General features: G+C 60.9%; 21 protein-coding genes. 4 read left to right on the plus strand and 17 right to left on the minus strand.

Going from position 1 to position 15,890, the window contains the following annotated elements:
* Both LZK81_RS06640 and LZK81_RS06645 read right to left on the minus strand, forming a co-directional pair.
* A complete protein-coding gene (locus tag LZK81_RS06640) occupies window positions 1-1,353 on the minus strand; it encodes an ArnT family glycosyltransferase (RefSeq protein ID WP_233955586.1) in 1,353 nt (450 codons plus the stop codon).
* Entirely contained in the window at window positions 1,337-2,356 is a 1,020-nt protein-coding gene (locus LZK81_RS06645) for a glycosyltransferase family 2 protein (protein ID WP_233955587.1), read from the minus strand. Before LZK81_RS06645 ends, LZK81_RS06640 begins: the two co-directional genes overlap by 17 nt.
* A gap of 83 nt (window positions 2,357-2,439) precedes the next feature.
* Here LZK81_RS06645 and LZK81_RS06650 point away from each other — a divergent pair, with 83 nt between their 5' ends.
* Window positions 2,440-3,405: a lysylphosphatidylglycerol synthase transmembrane domain-containing protein gene (locus LZK81_RS06650; RefSeq protein ID WP_233955588.1), complete on the plus strand. Its 966-nt coding sequence runs from the start codon at window positions 2,440-2,442 to the stop codon at window positions 3,403-3,405.
* On the opposite strand, the gene LZK81_RS06655 is transcribed toward LZK81_RS06650, so the two are convergent.
* The 12 genes from LZK81_RS06655 to LZK81_RS06710 all read right to left on the minus strand — a co-directional run bounded on the left by LZK81_RS06655 (window position 3,402) and on the right by LZK81_RS06710 (window position 9,739).
* On the minus strand, window positions 3,402-3,830 hold the full coding sequence (locus LZK81_RS06655) for a type II toxin-antitoxin system VapC family toxin (protein ID WP_046628270.1): 429 nt from the start codon (window positions 3,828-3,830) through the stop codon (window positions 3,402-3,404). The two genes, LZK81_RS06650 and LZK81_RS06655, sit on opposite strands and share 4 nt — an antisense overlap.
* Entirely contained in the window at window positions 3,827-4,105 is a 279-nt protein-coding gene (locus LZK81_RS06660) for a type II toxin-antitoxin system VapB family antitoxin (protein WP_233955589.1), read from the minus strand. The genes LZK81_RS06655 and LZK81_RS06660 overlap by 4 nt, the downstream gene beginning before the upstream one ends.
* 48 nt (window positions 4,106-4,153) lie before the next feature.
* Window positions 4,154-5,656, minus strand: a complete 1,503-nt coding sequence (gene amn, locus LZK81_RS06665; protein WP_046607641.1) for an AMP nucleosidase — start codon at window positions 5,654-5,656, stop codon at window positions 4,154-4,156.
* A 75-nt stretch (window positions 5,657-5,731) separates the two neighbouring features.
* A complete protein-coding gene (locus LZK81_RS06670) occupies window positions 5,732-5,902 on the minus strand; it encodes a hypothetical protein (protein WP_172724099.1) in 171 nt (56 codons plus the stop codon).
* Between the two features lie 300 nt (window positions 5,903-6,202).
* Entirely contained in the window at window positions 6,203-6,499 is a 297-nt protein-coding gene (locus tag LZK81_RS06675) for a hypothetical protein (RefSeq protein ID WP_233955590.1), read from the minus strand.
* Between the two features lie 451 nt (window positions 6,500-6,950).
* Window positions 6,951-7,205 carry a hypothetical protein gene (locus LZK81_RS06680; RefSeq protein WP_046607639.1) on the minus strand — a complete coding sequence of 85 codons (255 nt, stop codon included), beginning with the start codon at window positions 7,203-7,205 and terminating at the stop codon, window positions 6,951-6,953.
* 86 nt (window positions 7,206-7,291) lie between these two features.
* Window positions 7,292-7,558: a hypothetical protein gene (locus LZK81_RS06685; RefSeq protein WP_046607638.1), complete on the minus strand. Its 267-nt coding sequence runs from the start codon at window positions 7,556-7,558 to the stop codon at window positions 7,292-7,294.
* Window positions 7,559-7,645: 87 nt separating this feature from the next.
* A complete protein-coding gene (locus tag LZK81_RS06690) occupies window positions 7,646-7,861 on the minus strand; it encodes a hypothetical protein (protein WP_233955591.1) in 216 nt (71 codons plus the stop codon).
* An 87-nt stretch (window positions 7,862-7,948) separates the two neighbouring features.
* A complete protein-coding gene (locus tag LZK81_RS06695; RefSeq protein ID WP_046628265.1) occupies window positions 7,949-8,164 on the minus strand; it encodes a hypothetical protein in 216 nt (71 codons plus the stop codon).
* An 87-nt stretch (window positions 8,165-8,251) separates the two neighbouring features.
* Window positions 8,252-8,521: a hypothetical protein gene (locus tag LZK81_RS06700; protein WP_233955592.1), complete on the minus strand. Its 270-nt coding sequence runs from the start codon at window positions 8,519-8,521 to the stop codon at window positions 8,252-8,254.
* A gap of 87 nt (window positions 8,522-8,608) precedes the next feature.
* Window positions 8,609-8,827 (minus strand): hypothetical protein, encoded by a 219-nt coding sequence (locus LZK81_RS06705; protein ID WP_046605709.1) that lies wholly within the window; start codon window positions 8,825-8,827, stop codon window positions 8,609-8,611.
* Between the two features lie 573 nt (window positions 8,828-9,400).
* Window positions 9,401-9,739 carry a DUF2147 domain-containing protein gene (locus tag LZK81_RS06710; RefSeq protein WP_046628262.1) on the minus strand — a complete coding sequence of 113 codons (339 nt, stop codon included), beginning with the start codon at window positions 9,737-9,739 and terminating at the stop codon, window positions 9,401-9,403.
* 536 nt (window positions 9,740-10,275) lie between these two features.
* Here LZK81_RS06710 and LZK81_RS06715 point away from each other — a divergent pair.
* Complete coding sequence (locus LZK81_RS06715) at window positions 10,276-10,542, plus strand: sel1 repeat family protein (protein ID WP_007758903.1); 267 nt, start codon at window positions 10,276-10,278, stop codon at window positions 10,540-10,542.
* A gap of 188 nt (window positions 10,543-10,730) precedes the next feature.
* Here the strand turns inward: LZK81_RS06715 and LZK81_RS06720 are convergent, their stop codons facing one another.
* The 3 genes from LZK81_RS06720 to LZK81_RS06730 form a co-directional block, all read right to left on the minus strand.
* Window positions 10,731-11,840: a pyridoxal phosphate-dependent aminotransferase gene (locus LZK81_RS06720; RefSeq protein ID WP_233955593.1), complete on the minus strand. Its 1,110-nt coding sequence runs from the start codon at window positions 11,838-11,840 to the stop codon at window positions 10,731-10,733.
* A gap of 77 nt (window positions 11,841-11,917) precedes the next feature.
* Complete coding sequence (locus tag LZK81_RS06725) at window positions 11,918-12,781, minus strand: LysR family transcriptional regulator (protein WP_233955594.1); 864 nt, start codon at window positions 12,779-12,781, stop codon at window positions 11,918-11,920.
* A 357-nt stretch (window positions 12,782-13,138) separates the two neighbouring features.
* A complete protein-coding gene (locus LZK81_RS06730) occupies window positions 13,139-13,492 on the minus strand; it encodes a PilZ domain-containing protein (protein ID WP_046605705.1) in 354 nt (117 codons plus the stop codon).
* Window positions 13,493-13,778: 286 nt separating this feature from the next.
* Here LZK81_RS06730 and LZK81_RS06735 point away from each other — a divergent pair, with 286 nt between their 5' ends.
* Together LZK81_RS06735 and LZK81_RS06740 are read left to right on the plus strand one after the other, a co-directional pair.
* Entirely contained in the window at window positions 13,779-15,008 is a 1,230-nt protein-coding gene (locus LZK81_RS06735) for an NAD(P)/FAD-dependent oxidoreductase (RefSeq protein ID WP_233955596.1), read from the plus strand.
* Window positions 15,009-15,019: 11 nt separating this feature from the next.
* Window positions 15,020-15,820: an aldolase/citrate lyase family protein gene (locus LZK81_RS06740; protein WP_233955597.1), complete on the plus strand. Its 801-nt coding sequence runs from the start codon at window positions 15,020-15,022 to the stop codon at window positions 15,818-15,820.
* Window positions 15,821-15,890 lie beyond the last annotated feature (70 nt).

Here is a 15,890-nt window from a genome sequence, read left to right on the forward strand (position 1 = left end):
TCATCGCCCCCCCTGCCAGACGATCAGGCCCGGCTGGCGTCTCTCCGCCTCGCCGAGCGGCGGCGTCTGACCGAAACTTTGCAGCAGCACGCGGGCCTGCGGCAGTTCCAGCCGGGCGCTTCCGGCAAGATAGGGATCGTCGGTGATCACATAGGCCGGCTTGGTATCGGCATGCTCCGCCACCACCTGTCTGATGAACGGCCCGGACGGCAGGTTTTCCTTGGTGTAATCGCCGAACATCGGGCCGATGACATTGCCGAGCGCGATATAGACGACAAAGCCGAGCGCCAGCACCGCCACCGGAAACAGCAGCCGCGGGATGCTGCGGCTCGTCTCCGCATTGGCGGCCTCGAGCTTCAGGCACAGATAGAGCGGCAGCAGAACCAGGAACGGTGACAGCCATTTTTCGCTGATGCTGGTGGCGCCGAAACCGAGCCCGATCAGCCCGACGGCGATCAGGCAGATGGCGAGCGTCCGGCCGATCACCCGCGTCCATTGGTTCGTCGCCTGCCAGGCATCGATCAGCGGTTGCCGGAAGGCGATCAGGAAAAAGGCGAGCACCGGCAGCCCGCCGGTCAGTATGGCGACGAAAAGCGTGCCGATACCGGACAGCCGGTCGAGAATGGGGTTGCCCGACGCGTCCTCGCGCATAGCCTTGATCGTCCCGGCCGTCGCTTCGCCCAGGTTTCCGAGCACCCAAAGCCCGTGCGGCAGGCAGATCACCGCTGCGACGGCAAGCGCCGGGATCAGCCGCCAGTCGAGAATGCGCTTGCGCAAGCCCGGTTCCGGCAGGATGGCGAGGATCGCCGCGACGGGCACGATGACGAAATTATACTTGGCGATCAGCCCGAACCCGACCGCGATGCCGGTGAGCAGGTAGGTCCAAAGGGTTGGCCGCGTCAGCGTCTGGAGGAAACCGTAGAAGAACAGCGCGACTGCAAACAGCGTGGCGATTGCGTGCGTCAGGTCTCTTTGCGCCATGACGCTGACCGCCGGCATGGCGATCACGCCGATCATGGCGATGGCGACGAGCCGCCGGTCCTTCAGCAACACCCGGGCCGCCAGCCCATAGACCGCACATGTGAGGAATAGCAGCAGGTTCTTGACCAGCGCGACTGCAAGGACCGACGGGCCGATCAGGTGGACGACCCCGTATTGCAGCCAGTTGTAGAACGGCGGCTGACGGCCGTACCCCATCAGCAGGAACTGCGACTGGTAGAGCTGTTCCGCTTCGTCGCTTTCGAGCGCCTCCGAACGCAGCACCCGAAGGATGACCGCGAGCACATAATATGCAGCGATCAGCCAGAGGATGAGGTCGGGACGGCGGGCAAGCGCGTCACTGATGCGCCGCATCGCCCTCATAGACTTCCCTGACGATGTAGCTGAGCGAGTTGTCATCGCGGTAATAGGTGCGGGCGATCATTTCCGCGATAATGCCGGTGGTGATCATCTGTACCGCGGACAGGAACAGCATGACGCCGATGAGGAACAGCGGCCGTGTGCCGATGTCGTTGCCCATGATAAACTTGTCGATGAACAGGTAGAAGAGGATGATCGCAGACAGCGCCCCGAGCCCGAGGCCGAGCGAGCCGAAGAAATGCCCCGGCCGCGCCTTGAAGCGCATGAAGAACATCACCGACAGCAGATCGAGGATCACCCGGAAGGTGCGGGAAATCCCGTATTTGGAAACGCCGTGCTGGCGCGCATGGTGGGTCACCGGCATTTCGCCGATCCGCGAGCTCGGCACCACGCCGGCAACCCAGGCCGGAATGAAGCGGTGCATCTCGCCCATCAGCTTGACCTGCTTGATCACCGACCCGCGATAGATCTTCAAGGAACAGCCATAGTCGTGCAGCCGTACGCCGGTGATGCGGCCGATCAGCCGGTTGGCGATGAAGGACGGCACCTTGCGCAGCAGCAGCCCGTCCTGGCGGTTCTTGCGCCAGCCGACCAGCAGATCCAGCTCGCGCCGCTCCAGCTCGGCCACCATGCCGGGAATGTCCTTCGGGTCGTTCTGCAGGTCGCCGTCAAGCGTGGCGATCAGCCGGCCGTTTGCCTGGTTGATCCCGGCCTGCATCGCGGCGGTCTGGCCGAAATTGCGCTGCAGCGCGACGATCTTCAGGTCGAGGCCAGGACGGTTCAGCGCTTCGCGGGCATTGGCGATCGTCGCGTCCGTGCTGCCGTCGTCGACGAGGATGAGTTCCCAGCTCGCCGCGTAGCCGGCCATCGCCGCGCAGATCCGTTCGATCAGCGGGCGCACGCTTTCTTCTTCGTTGAAGAGGGGCACGACGAGGGACAGTTCGATCGGCTCGGCCGTCTCGATGAGGCCTGTCACCGACTCTGCTGTTGTACGCACCTTGCGTTTCTCCTAAACCACGGGCTTGAAAGGCCCTCTGATAATGGCCGAAACCCGAAATTTCACATGGGGCACCCTACTATATGAAGAATTCTCCGGTTGCCAGCCGCCGGGCGTGGATAATTCGCCACGCGATGACGCTCGCAACGGTGGCGATCATTCTGGTCTACGCCGCTTTCATCCAGTGGGTCTGGGGCTGGCAGAGCGTCGTGTCGCTGTGGAGCAGCGCCGGCTGGGGCTCGGCGGCGATAGCGCTGGCGCTGCTGCTCGGCACCTACGTTCTGCGCACCTGGCGTATCTACGACTACTTTCCGGCCGAGACCGGCGGCCGGTTCGGCACGCTGCTGAGGCTCGTCCAGGTCCATAACCTCTTGAACATCATGCTGCCCTTCCGCACCGGCGAGGCGAGTTTTCCGCTGCTGATGAAGCGCGAGTTCGGCCTGGGCGTTGCGCGCAGCACCGCGGCGCTGTTGGTCATGCGGCTCTTCGACCTGCATGCGCTGCTCGCCGCCGCCGGCACGGGGCTGGCGCTGCAGACAGGGAAACTCTGGGCCTGGGCGCTCTGGCTCGCCTTCCTCATCCTGCCGGCAATTACCTTCGTGCTGCGCGGCCAGGCCTTCCGTCTTGCGGCCAAGGCCCTTCCGAACAAAGCGAAAAAACTGCTCGACGAGGTCGAAGCCGGCCTGCCGCTCGATGCGAAAGCCTTCGCCCGCGCCTGGGGCGCGACGCTGATCAACTGGTTCACCAAGATCGCCGTCCTCGCCTGGGTCCTCGGCCTGCTCGGCGGCCTGTCCGTTGCCGCAAGCTTCGGCGGCGCCCTCGGCGGCGAGCTCTCCTCCGTCCTACCGGTCCACGCCCCCGCCGGCGTCGGCACCTATCCAGCCGGCATCACCGCCGGCGCCATCGCCTTCGGCGCCGGCACCGCCGGACTGCCCCTGGCGGAACTCGGCCAGGCGGCCGTCAATACGCATCTCCTGGTGATCGTGTCGTCGCTGGTGGGGACGGCGCTGTCATTGCTGGTGGCGAGGCCGACACGCGATCGCCGTTAAGCCAATTCGCCCAGCGATATCGCCACGTCCCGGAATTTCTTGTCGGAGCTTTGCCGCAGCTTCCGGACGAGGCTTTCATCGGCGGTCACGAAGCGCAGGTTTTCCTTGAGCGCAAGCGCCAGATAGATGCAGTCATAGGCCGGATGGTCGAGTTCGATCGCCAGTTCGAGGCTGGCGGTCAGAAGCGGCAGCATTTCCCGCAATTGCAGGTCCGAGCCTTCGATGAGCCGCGCGGCGAAATGCGCCTCGGGGGCGGAAAGCTCTTTTCGTCGTACCTTTTTCCAAAGGATGTTGGTGCATTCGACCAGGATCAGATCCGGGGCGACCAGCGCATTGCCGTCGAGCAGGGACAATGCCTCAGTGGTCCCTGTCTCCTGGATCACCCATTTGATGACGACACTCGCATCGACCACGAAGGTCGTCACCGCTCCTCGCGTCCTTCGCGCATCAGCATTTCGGAAGGCGCGTGATCGCGATTGGCTGTCAGGGCCCGAAATTCGGATGCCAGGGTCTCAAAGGTCGGCCGGCTGTGATGCGGACCGTCCCAGCCCGTGCCTGCAAGCTCATTGAAAGCCTGGCGTCGGCGTTCGTTCGTGACCAGATGATGAAGAATCTCCTCCACGGTTGCCGTGGCCGGCAAGCCGGTGATCTGCTTCGCCTCGTTCAAGAGGTCGTCATCGATATTCAAGGACATGCGCATCAGGAGCCCTCCGGAGACACCAGAATATAGTCCTAAATCATGACAATGTCACTGAAACGCCGTCTCGTAAAAGCTTCTCAGCTTGCGCGAATGCAGCGTCTCGGTCGGCATCGCCGCGAGCTTCTGCACGGCGCGGATGCCGATCTGCAGGTGTTGGCTGACCTGGGTGCGGTAGAAGGCGGTCGCCATGCCGGGCAGTTTCAGTTCGCCGTGCAAGGGCCGATCGGAGACGCAGAGCAGCGTCCCATAGGGCACGCGGAAGCGGAAGCCGTTGGCGGCAATCGTCGCCGATTCCATGTCGAGGGCGATTGCCCTTGACTGGGAGAGCCGCTTCACAGGCCCGCGCTGGTCGCGCAGTTCCCAGTTGCGGTTGTCGATCGTCGCGACCGTGCCGGTGCGCATGATCCGCTTCAGCTCGAAGCCCTGGTAGCCGGTGACCTCCTCGACGGCGCTTTCGAGTGCCTGCTGCACTTCGGCAAGCGCCGGGATCGGGATCCACACCGGCAGGTCGTCGTCGAGCACGTGGTCCTCGCGCACATAGGCATGCGCCAGCACATAGTCACCCAGGCGCTGGCTGTTGCGCAGGCCAGCGCAATGGCCGACCATCAGCCAGGCATGCGGTCGCAGTACGGCGATATGGTCGGTGATCGTCTTGGCGTTCGAAGGCCCGACGCCGATATTGACGAGCGTAATGCCCGCGTGCCCCTTCTTCTTCAGGTGATAGGCAGGCATCTGCGGCAGGCGGACAACCGCATCGGTTTCCGGCCTGTCGCAGCCGGCAAGCGTGACGATATTGCCGGGCTCCACGAAGGCCGTGTAACCGTCGCCGCCCTTTGCCATCATCTCACGGGCCCAGGCCGCGAATTCGTCGATGTAGAACTGGTAGTTGGTGAACAGCACGAAATTCTGGAAATGATCGGCGCTGGTCGCCGTATAGTGGCTGAGGCGGGCCAGCGAATAGTCGATGCGCTGGGCGGTGAACGGCGCAAGCGGCGCCGGCTCTCCGGGCACCTGGTCGTATTCGCCGTTGGCGATCAGGTCGTCGGTGTTGTTGAGATCCGGCGTGTCGAACAGGTCTCGCAATGAGATGTCGGCGAGCGAACTGGTCGCCGATGCTTCCACATGCGCGCCTTCGCTGAAGGCGAAATGCAGCGGGATCGGCGTCGTCGATTCCGAAATCGTCACCGGAACGCTGTGGTTGCGCATCAAGAGGCCGAGCTGCTCTTTCAGGTAATGCCGGAACAGCTTCGGTCGGGTGATCGTCGTGGTATAGACGCCGGGCGACGAGACGTGGCCGTAGGAGAGGCGCGAGTCGGCGTGGCCGAAGGATGTCGTCTCGATGCTGACCTGGGGATAGCAGGCACGGTAGCGGCCGGTCACGGCAGCACCATCGGCAAGCGCCCCGAACGCGTCGATCAGGAATTTCGTATTGCGTTCGTAGAGTTCGGTCAGGGCATCGACCGCCTCGACCGGATTGTCGAAGGCGCGCGGCTCTACCGGGCTCGGGCTGATGAAGGAAAGCGGGGTCAAGGAAAAGATTCGTGTGTTCATGCGCTATTATAGAGGGAACTCATTAACAATCAAACGACGTTGAAAGGCTCCCGCCGATTGAATACCTGAACTTTTTCAAAGCGCCGCGACGCAGTTCGGCGTGGCGGGATGATAACAGGGCACCACGGTGCCAAGATGCACGCGCAGATCGTTGCGCGCCGGAACGGCGACGAGCGCGGCAAAGGCGAATGCGAAAATGGTCATGATCAGCGTTACGATTGTCAGGCGGCGTGCAAGGATGGTCATGGTTCTCTCCCCAAAGCCAATGACGGCAGAATAAAGGCGCGGGGCTGAATGCGTCCTGAGAGAGAGTTTCATCCAGCGTTCAGAATGGTTAACGCCAGAAGGGACAGGAAGGCGCGACGAATCGTCTATGTCTCCGTCGCTGGCTTCATCCGTTCGCAGGAGGCGTCGGCACACCCCGCAGAGCACTGCGTTCATGAAAAAGCCGGCCACGAGGGCCGGCTTGAAATTGGTCTGTCGGTGGAGAGGTCATCCCGCGCATCGGTGCGACCTGCGCGAGATGCGGTATCTTGAAGCAACTGCTTAGTTATGCGGACGCAACGTACCGTCGTAATAATCGCCTTCGTCCTGTCCACCATCGAGATCGGCGTTGCCGCTCGCGTTGTTGTTGTACATGTAGCCGGCGCTCGGATAGATGCTGCCGGTGGACATGGTGTCCACGCCCTGACCGCGATCCTGACCGCGATCCTGCTGGATGGTCGGCGGCGAGTGAGGCAGGCCGTCCGGGTCCGAATAGACCGCGTTTTGTGCGGCGGCGGCACCCGCGAAACCAGCCGAAATGATAAGAGCGGCAATACCGGAAGTGAGATAGGCTTTCATTTTCCTGTCCTTTCCATCTGTTCTTATGGTGCGAAGCGATAGGTTCATCGCTCCGTCCGAGGTACAAATTCCTGGAAGGGAGGATCGTTCCAATAGAAATGGAGTGGAGCCGCCAACTAGCGGTTTTTTTTGAGCGGCAAAAAAGCCTGCAATATTGCGGGAAACCGGCGGCGCAGTGCCAAATGCAGGAAATCTCACGAAGAAGAGCATCAACGTGATTGATTCGTGGAAAAGCTTCACTTAATCTTGAACTCGATGGCGGGTTTCAGAGTCCGGCCATCACGCACCGGAAAGACGATTGCGACCCGTCTTTCCAATCGGTGTCTTGAATGAACTGCGAATACCAGCCGCTCGCGCGGCTGGTATTTCATTTTTCCGTATACTTGCTGTCTGTTTGATCCCGCACCGGGCAAGGCTCTGTGCGGCTATCGATGGCGAACGACCTTCAGGGTTAGTTCGGGCGGTTGACGCCGCTGTAGTAGTCGCCGCTGTCCAGATCGGAAGCACGGTTATCGCGGCCGCCGCCATTGTTGAACGGAAGCTTGCCGTCCTGACGATCGATGCTGCCGGTGTTCAGGCGATCGATGGATGTGGCAGGCCCAGTCTTCTGGGCGCCCTGGTAATAGTCGCCTTCAGCAAGTGCTGCACCGGCGAACGAAACCGAAGCGATCAGGGCTGCGGCGATAGCGGAAGTGATCTTTGTCATTGTCTTATGCCTTTCAGAGTTGCCCGCGGCAGTGAGTTTGCGACCCGGCCTGCGGACATATGTTCGGTATCTTGAATAGGAGACGGTTAGTTCGGACGAACTGCGCCGTCGTAATAGTCGCCACGGTCCAGGGTGACCGTGCCGTCGAACGACTGGTTCGACTGGGCGGAACCGTTGGCACGAGCGATCGAACCGGTATAGCCGAAGCTGTCGACGCGAGCGCCATGGACGGACTGAGCCTGCTGGGTGGGCTGTGCGCCTTCGTAATAGTCGCCTTCGTCGGCGAGAGCGGCGGTGGCGAAGGAAGCCGAAGCGATGAAGGCTGCGGCGATAGCGGAAGTGATCCTGGTCATTGTGGTAGTCCTTTCAGAGTGTTCCGCGGCTTTAAGTTTGCGACCTGGCCTGCGGATGGTTGTTTCGGTATCTTGAATGAGCTGCGGTTAGTTCGGGCGGTTGGCGCCGTCGAAATAGTCGCCGCTGTTGACGTCGGCCTTCTGGGAATCAACCTTCTGGCCGATGCTGCCGGTCTGAACGTGGTCGACGGCAGCGGAAGCCTTGGAGGCGCCTTCATAATAGTCGCCTTCGGCAAGAGCGACGGAAGCGAACGAGGCCGAAGCGATAAGGGCTGCGGCGATAGCGGAAGTGATCTTGGTCATTGTGGTAGTCCCTTCAGAGTTATCCGCGGCTTCAAAGTTTGCGACCTGGCCTGCGGAGGTTGTTTCGGTATCTTGAATGAGCTGCGGTTAGTTCGGGCGGTTGGCGCCGTCGAAATAGTCGCCGCTGTTGACGTCGGCCTTCTGAGCGTCGGCCTTCTGGCCGATGCTGCCGGTCTGAACGTGGTCGACGGCAGCGGAAGCCTTGGAGGCGCCTTCGTAATAGTCGCCTTCGGCAAGAGCGACGGAAGCGAACGAGGCCGAAGCGATAAGGGCTGCGGCGATTGCGGAAGTGATCTTGGTCATGATGGTAGTCCCTTCAGAGTTATCCGCGGCTTCAAAGTTTGCGACCTGGCCTGCGGAGATTGTTTCGATATCTTGAATAAGCTGCAGTTAGTTCGGGCGGTTGGCGCCTTCATAGTAGTCGCCATGGTTCAGGGTGACCGTGCCGTCGAAGGACTGGTTCGAACCCTGGGCGTTGGAGACCGAGCCCGTGTAGCCGTAGCTGGCCGAACCCTTGGCCTTCTGATGTGTTGCCGGGTGCTGCTGGCCGGCCGACGGCGGAGTAACGCCTTCGTAGTAGTTGCCTTCAGCAAGAGCGGCGGTAGCGAACGAAGCCGAAGCGATGAGGGCTACGGCGATAGCGGAGGTGATCCTGGTCATTGTGGTAGTCCCTTCAGAGTTATCCGCGGCTTCAAAGTTTGCGACCTGGCCTGCGGAGGTTGTTTCGGTATCTTGAATGAGCTGCGGTTAGTTCGGGCGGTTTGCGCCTTCATAATATTCGCCGCGGCCGATCGAAGCCGGGACCTGATTCTGTTGATCCTGAGCAATGCTGCCGGTCTGAACATGGTCGACGGTGGCGGATGCCTTGGAGGCGCCTTCATAATAGTCGCCTTCAGCGAGGGCGACGGAAGCGAACGAGGCCGAAGCGATAAGGGCTGCGGCGATAGCGGAAGTGATCTTGGTCATTGTCTTTATCCTTGGGTTATGTTCGGTTCGGTCTTGGGTTCGAACCAGAGTGAATTTCTGTTTGCGATGCTGATATCGGACCGATCGGTTCGATCCGAAAGCCCCTCATTTCGGCGACTGCTGTCAACGAAACGTTGACAGCGAAAACGGGCCGGTAAAAATGCGCGCAAAAAGTGCATATCGCGGTCATTTCTTGAGAAAAGCCACGAATAAATCGATTAAGTTACGATTTGGTAAGATAATTAACCAGCAAAATCAGTAGGATATGTGGCTATGAAAGAATTTGCACCGATTGCGTGTAATTTTTCGGAGATCGTGTCATTTTAGTGGCTTTTGTGTGGCATAAATCGTGTTCAATAGGTATTCAAGCTTTTCACAAAACTGTGACATTGAAATTTTGCGAATTTTTACGCCCAAAATCGATGCCGTTTGCGTGATCAAATTGCCTTTTCTTGATGCGGCGCAGCAAAATATTCAGGCACTCCTTGACGGTTGGAAACGAAAAATGGCCGTGCCATTGCCGGCGCGGCCATCTCTGCACTTCTTATATGGGACGATATTTGGGCGATCGGCTTAGAGGCGCGTCCAGGTCTGCGACTTGCAAAGGATGGCGAGAACGCAGCCTTTCATCTTGAGCGAATTGCCATTGACCGAGCCCGACCCGCTATAGGTCTTGTCCTCCGCGGGGTCGGTGATCTCGCCGCTATATTCCCCGTCCTTGCCGGAGAGCTTGCCGATCTGCCTACCCGAATGTTTGCCGGTCTTCAGCGTCACGCAATAGGCGGTACCGCATTTGCCGATCACCGCGGTCTCGCCGCTGGCGGTCTTCCAATTGCCTTCGATCGGCTCTGCGGCTCGGGCTCCGGTCGCGGCAAGTGTCAGCACTGCAACAAGCATCAGTCTGCGCATCATGATTGTTTTCCTCCTTCGCTTCCGCCGCTGAGCTCTTCGAGAGCAGACAGACAGCGCGGTTTCCTCCAGTGCGCACCCCTCTGTACGAACTTGTGCCGAAATTTATCTTACGCACACGTAAAGGTAAATATGGGTTTGGCCCGATAGGGCGGAATTTCAGCGGTCGGGAAGGCTGGGTTTTCCACAGCCCTGGAGACGGGGTCGCCGAACCGAACCGTATTCGTAGTTAGCGTTCGGTTTAAATCGTTTTCTAAACTTTTCGTAAAAATCTCCGCAAACTCCTTAAAATGCAAGGCATCCCATGTTTAACAAAAGCTCAAGTTTACGAAGTGTTTTATCTTTGTTTTCATTGAATTAATCATGCTTTTTAGGCGTCTTTTGGAAGGTTTGGCGCATAGTGAAGTCATCAAACGAGCGGGAAAAACCGCCGGCCGGAAGGATCGAAACAGCCGCTTGAAGACGGTGATCCGGACGGAGCCCGAAAGGGCAAAAACAGGGCAGACGACGGACAACAGGCTTTAACAGGGATCAAACCGATGGCACGCTTTGAAATGAACAATTCCGGAATGGCCACCATGGGTGGCGAAACCCGCGCCGACACTTTCTGCGAAATGGGCCTGATGTATGCGACCGGCCGTGGTTGCGACGTCGATCTCGTTTCCGCTCACAAATGGCTCAACATCGCCGCGATCAAGGGCTCCGACCGCGCCGCCGAACTGCGCGCTGACCTCGCACAGACAATGAGCAAGATGCAGCTGGCCGCAGCACTCCGCGCCGCTCGCGAATGGATGACCATGCACTGAGCGACTTCAGGAGCGCCGTGGTCGACGAATTGACCGGCCCCGCAAGAGGGCCGGCGGGAGAACAATCCAAAAGACAGCACCCAAAAGGGGATCGGGAGATAGGACGGTCGGGTCTGGACGGGGACGACCGCCTGAAATTGAGACCGCGACCGGCAGGAACAAGGCCGGCGCGGTCGTTTTCGTATGGCCTATAGGCTCTTCAGCACCGTCGGCAGGGCTTCTTCGAACAGCGCCATGTCCGATTCCGGGCCCGTGCTGACGCGGATGCAGCGGTTGAGCTGCGCGACACCCGGCATGCGGATGAAAACTCCGTGCTCCATCAGCCCATCGACGATCGAGCGCGCATAGGCGCCGTCGCGGCCGCAATCGATCGCCACGAAATTGGTGGCAGACGCCAGCGGCTTCAGGCCGTTGGTTTCAGCGATGGCGGAGATCCGGTCTCGCGAGGCCTTGATCTGCCCGATCACCTGGCCGAGATAGGCCTGGTCTTTCAGCGCCGCGAGTGCCGAGGCGATGCCGATCCGGTTCATGCCGAAATGATTGCGGATCTTGTCGAAGGCCTGGGCCGTGCCGGGCGTCGAGATCGCATACCCCACCCGCGAGCCGGCCATTCCGTAGGCCTTCGAGAAGGTGCGGGTGCGGATGATGTTCGGCCGGTCGATCAGGGCGGCGATATCGGGCGTCGCGCCAGCCGGGCCTGTCTCGCAATAGGCTTCGTCGAGAATCATCAGGCAGGTTTCCGGCAGCGCCTTGGCAAATGCGACGATGCTGTCGGCATCCCACCAGCTTCCCATCGGATTGTCGGGGTTGGCGAAATAGACCAGCGGCGCGTTTTCGCGGCGAACGGCTTCCATCAGCCCGTCGAGATGCTCGCGGTCGTCGACATAAGGCACCGTCACCAGCCGGCCGCCATGGCCCGCCACATGGAAGTTGAACGTCGGATAGGCACCGAACGAGGTGACGACCGGCATGCCCGGCTCGATCACCATCCGGACGATCAGCCCGAGCAGGCTGTCTATGCCTTCGCCGACGGCAACATTGTTGACCTGACAGCCCAGATGCGCGGCGAGCGCCTGCTTCAGTTCGAAGTTTTCCGGATCCGCATATTTCCAGGTGCTTGCCGCCGCAGCGCCGATCGCTTCGATGACGGAAGGTGCAGGGCCGAAGCCGTTTTCATTGGCGCCGATGCGCGCTTTCACCATGAGACCGCGATTGCGCTCGATGGCCTCGGGTCCGACGAAGGGGACGGTGGCGGGAAGGGCGCTGATCAGCGGTGTAAAGCGCAAGAATGCAGGCATGGACTTCAGTTCCGGTTCTTTTAAAATCGGCACACAATAGGATCGATTCACCGGCATGCAAGTCTGCTTGGGCTCGATTAGGCTTGATCGCCGCTAAATCTTTCCGCCTCCCGTTTGAAAAGTGCGCCGAGCCTTTCGATGACCTGATGTACCTCCGGCCGGTGCCGGTCGTCGTCATTGGCGACGATCCACATGGTATAGGTGAGCTCTGCGATGATGCCGCCCTCGCGCACCAGGGCGGGGGCAGAATCGCCAATGAAGCACGGCAGCACGCCGCGCCCGTTGCCGCTCGCAATCAGCCGCAGCAGCAGTTCCGGCGAATTGGTCCAGGTGCGGATATCAGCCTCGTGATGCTGAAACACCCATTTGTCGGCCGGCGAATGGGAGCTTTCGGTGCCGATCGAAACCCACGGCATTGTCTCGTCTTCGGCAAGACTATCCTCTCTATATATACAGTGTGCGACAGTGACCGAGCGGCGGATCGCCACATTGCCGGATTCAGGCCTTCGACCGACGATCCCGACATCCGTTTCGCGATAGGTGAAATCGAGCCCCCTGTGCAGCGATTTGCAGCAGAGCCGGAACCGGTCCTCCCTACCTCGAAGCTCGGACGTATGATCGCTGACGAAACCGGAAAGCCAGGCATCGGCGCCGATCGAAACGATCGGCATGGCAAAGGCCTGCGCCTTCCAGTCGGCGATGCTGTCGGCCGTCTTCTGCATGGCGCGGACATGTTCGAGCAGCGTTTCTCCATCCGGCGCCAGCCGGTAGCCCTGCTGGCTGCGCACGAACAGGGTCCGGCCGGTTGCCCGTTCGAGCGCCAGCATCCGCCGGCCGATCGTCGGGGCGCTGAGGCCCGTGCGGGCGGCAGCGGCGCTCAAGGCCCCTTCGCTCGCCACATGCAGGAACAGTTTGAGATCGTCCCAGCCCGCGTCCGTCATATCAGGCACCCTATCGTTTCACCGGTGATCTTCCCATCGTTCATGGATGAAAAGCGGCTTTCGCCGGCGCGTCTACAAGCCGGCGCGGCAAACCACTAGCTCGATGGCATCACATCATAGATGGAGTGATTGCCATGCTTCTCAACCGGGTGAAATTTTGGGATCAATTGAACGAGGAGAAGGGCCGGCGCTGCCGGAGCGGGCGGCGGGATCCGATGACCGATCCTCTTGCCGATCCCCTGGAGGGCGCCGAATGGCGCGGGCTGCTCTGGGCTGTGCCGCTTCTGTCGTGGTTGACGAACGGCCGCTATAGGCGGCGGGCGAAGAATGCCCGCCGGCAGCATTACGACGTGCCGGTCAGTGGCTGGTCTCGAAGCTCAGCCGGATCACGTGATGCAGAAATTCGGCGTCGATCAGCATGTTGAAGCCGACTGTAACCTTCTCTTCCTCGCGGCGGATCACCGTGCATCCGATGTCGTCATGGATGCCGAGGATTTCGAGGAAGAAGTTGTTGGGCATCGGCAGGGTCGGGCCGACCTCGATTTCCGCACCATATAGCGAGATGCTGCGGATCAGGCAGCGGAAGCTCGTTTTGGTGCTGAGGTGATGACCGACAAGGATGACCTTGCCGGGGCGGTCGATCGTGAACTTCTCGAAAGCCTGGTCTCGGGGGCCGTCTTTTCTGGTGTGCTGGTCCATATTCAAGGGCATGACGCCCTCCCGTTTTCATTCCTACTCTGTGACTATATTCCTCCTCCGCTGACACATTCTGAAACGGATTGATAAAATGCGACCGGATAGGCGGAAAATCGCCGAAAAATCTGGCACCTGATCGCTGGCGAAGCGGTTTTTCCTTTCCGTATGGAACAGCTGCGAACGCAAAGCGTGTAATCGCCGATGTCGCGTTGTTGACGGAGCGATGTCGCGGGGATACCCCTTTCGATCGGATTAATGGTGCTATCTCAACGAAAACCATGATCAGTATGGGGAGCGAGACGTGACGGGCAGGTTGGTGATAATTGGCGCGGGCCAGGCGGGTTTCGCGCTCGCTGCAAAACTCCGGGCTCTGAAGGATGCGCGGCCGATTACGATCATCGGTTCGGAAAGCGTGATCCCTTACCAGCGCCCGCCGCTCTCCAAGAAATATCTGCTCGGCGAAATGGAGTTCGAGCGGCTGACCTTCCGGCCCGAAACCTGGTTTGCCGAACACGATGTCGAGCTTCTGCTCTCGACCTATGTCGAGGAGATCGACCGCAAGGCAAAGTCCGTCCGTATGCAGGATGGCGCGGTCATCGAATATGACACTCTGGCGCTCGCCACCGGCTCGACGCCGCGCACGCTGCCGGCAAGTGTCGGAGGCGATCTCGACGGCGTCTTCACCGTGCGCGACAAGCGCGATGCCGACCTGCTCGCCGGCGAGATGAAACCGGGCCGCCGGCTCCTTATTATAGGCGGCGGTTATATCGGCCTCGAAGCGGCCGCCGTCGCCCGCCATCTCGGCCTCGAAGTGACGCTGATCGAAATGGCCGACCGCATCCTCCAGCGCGTTGCTGCAAAAGAGACCGCCGACGTGATGCGCGCCATTCACGACAGCCACGGCGTGGTCATCCGCGAAAAGACCGGCCTGCACCGCCTGATCGGCGGAAGCGGCCCGGAAGGGAATCACGTGCGCGCCGCTGAACTCTCCGACGGCAGCACCCTCGAGGTCGATTTCGTCATCGTCGGCATCGGCGTGAAGCCGAACGACGAACTGGCACAGGAATGCGGCCTCGAAGTTGGCAACGGCGTGATCGTCGACGAGTTCGCCCGCACCTCGGATCCGTCGATCTTCGCCATGGGCGACTGCGCCATGCTGCCCTGGAAAGGCGAGCGCATCCGTCTCGAATCGGTACAGAACGCCGTCGATCAGGCGGAGGCCGCCGCAGCGATCCTCGCCGGCGGCTCCGCGCCCTATGACGCAAAGCCCTGGTTCTGGTCCGACCAATACGATGTGAAGCTGCAGATCGCCGGCTTCAACATGGGGTATGACGAGACGCTGGTGCGCAAGGGCGCCCGCGAAGGCAGCCTGTCGATCTGGTATTTTCGCCAGGGCCGCTTCATCGCCGTCGACGCGATCAACGACGCCAAGGCCTATGTGAGCGGCAAGAAGCTGCTCGACAGCGGCATCGAACCCAGCCGCGCCATCCTCGCCGATCCGGCCGCCGACCTGAAACAGCTCCTCTCCTGAAGGGAAACGCCATGCCGTCTCCGAAGAATCACTTCAAGGCGGCGCTGAAGGCCCGCCAGCCGCAGATCGGTCTCTGGCTGAACATGGGCGAGGCGCTGACCGCCGAAATCGCCGGCCATGCCGGTTTCGACTGGCTGGTGATCGACGGCGAGCACGGGCCGAACGACCTGCGCAGCATCCTGGCGCAATTGCAGGCGCTTGCCACCTCGCCCTCGGAAGTGGTGGTGCGGCCGCCGATCGGCGAGACCTGGGTCATCAAGCAGATGCTCGACATCGGCGCCCGCACGCTGCTGGTGCCGATGGTCGATTCGGCCGAACAGGCGAGGGAACTCGTCCGGGCCGTGCGTTATCCGCCACGCGGCGTGCGCGGCGTCGGTGCCGCAGTCGCCCGCGCCTCCGGCTTCAATTCCATTCCCGACTACGCCGAGACGGCCGCCGACGAGATCTGCCTGATCGTCCAGGCCGAGACCATGGCCTCGATCCGCGACCTGGAGAACATCGCCGCGGTGGACGGCGTCGACGGCGTCTTCATCGGCCCGGCCGATCTTTCGGCCGACATGGGTTATCTCGGCCGCATGGAGGCTCCGGAGGTCCAGGAGGTGATCGAGAAGGCGATCGGCACGATCGTGAAATCCGGCAAGGCGGCCGGCATCCTGACGTTCAGCGAAACCCTGAACCGCCATTATCTCGATCTCGGCGCGAGTTTCGTGGCCGTCGGTGCCGATGTCACCGAATTTTCCGGCGCGCTGCGATCGCTGGCCGGCCGTTACGGCCGTGGCGGCGGCGCCGGCAATCAGCGTTCGGGCTACTGAGAATCACTGAAGCGGCTGGAATGGAATCACTTGTTGCGATTCGCGTGTCGTGACCGGTGGGAATCGCATG

The organism is Neorhizobium galegae (genome assembly GCF_021391675.1).
In the GTDB taxonomy this organism is placed as follows: domain Bacteria; phylum Pseudomonadota; class Alphaproteobacteria; order Rhizobiales; family Rhizobiaceae; genus Neorhizobium; species Neorhizobium galegae_B.

What these genes read in the sequence shown, in the direction of transcription:
- LZK81_RS06695 (WP_046628265.1), bottom strand. Translation starts at nt 8,164, where the DNA reads ATGACCAAGATCACTTCCGCAATCGCCGCAGCCCTTATCGCTTCGGCC.
- LZK81_RS06725 (WP_233955594.1), bottom strand. Translation starts at nt 12,781, where the DNA reads ATGACGGACGCGGGCTGGGACGATCTCAAACTGTTCCTGCATGTGGCG.
- LZK81_RS06675 (WP_233955590.1), bottom strand. Translation starts at nt 6,499, where the DNA reads ATGAAAGCCTATCTCACTTCCGGTATTGCCGCTCTTATCATTTCGGCT.
- LZK81_RS06715 (WP_007758903.1), top strand. Translation starts at nt 10,276, where the DNA reads ATGGCACGCTTTGAAATGAACAATTCCGGAATGGCCACCATGGGTGGC.
- LZK81_RS06650 (WP_233955588.1), top strand. Translation starts at nt 2,440, where the DNA reads ATGAAGAATTCTCCGGTTGCCAGCCGCCGGGCGTGGATAATTCGCCAC.
- LZK81_RS06660 (WP_233955589.1), bottom strand. Translation starts at nt 4,105, where the DNA reads ATGCGCATGTCCTTGAATATCGATGACGACCTCTTGAACGAGGCGAAG.
- LZK81_RS06670 (WP_172724099.1), bottom strand. Translation starts at nt 5,902, where the DNA reads ATGACCATCCTTGCACGCCGCCTGACAATCGTAACGCTGATCATGACC.
- LZK81_RS06710 (WP_046628262.1), bottom strand. Translation starts at nt 9,739, where the DNA reads ATGATGCGCAGACTGATGCTTGTTGCAGTGCTGACACTTGCCGCGACC.
- LZK81_RS06640 (WP_233955586.1), bottom strand. Translation starts at nt 1,353, where the DNA reads ATGCGGCGCATCAGTGACGCGCTTGCCCGCCGTCCCGACCTCATCCTC.
- LZK81_RS06720 (WP_233955593.1), bottom strand. Translation starts at nt 11,840, where the DNA reads ATGCCTGCATTCTTGCGCTTTACACCGCTGATCAGCGCCCTTCCCGCC.
- amn (WP_046607641.1), bottom strand. Translation starts at nt 5,656, where the DNA reads ATGAACACACGAATCTTTTCCTTGACCCCGCTTTCCTTCATCAGCCCG.
- LZK81_RS06705 (WP_046605709.1), bottom strand. Translation starts at nt 8,827, where the DNA reads ATGACCAAGATCACTTCCGCTATCGCCGCAGCCCTTATCGCTTCGGCC.
- LZK81_RS06730 (WP_046605705.1), bottom strand. Translation starts at nt 13,492, where the DNA reads ATGCCCTTGAATATGGACCAGCACACCAGAAAAGACGGCCCCCGAGAC.
- LZK81_RS06740 (WP_233955597.1), top strand. Translation starts at nt 15,020, where the DNA reads ATGCCGTCTCCGAAGAATCACTTCAAGGCGGCGCTGAAGGCCCGCCAG.
- LZK81_RS06690 (WP_233955591.1), bottom strand. Translation starts at nt 7,861, where the DNA reads ATGACCAAGATCACTTCCGCTATCGCCGCAGCCCTTATCGCTTCGGCC.
- LZK81_RS06700 (WP_233955592.1), bottom strand. Translation starts at nt 8,521, where the DNA reads ATGACCAGGATCACCTCCGCTATCGCCGTAGCCCTCATCGCTTCGGCT.
- LZK81_RS06685 (WP_046607638.1), bottom strand. Translation starts at nt 7,558, where the DNA reads ATGACCAGGATCACTTCCGCTATCGCCGCAGCCTTCATCGCTTCGGCT.
- LZK81_RS06680 (WP_046607639.1), bottom strand. Translation starts at nt 7,205, where the DNA reads ATGACAAAGATCACTTCCGCTATCGCCGCAGCCCTGATCGCTTCGGTT.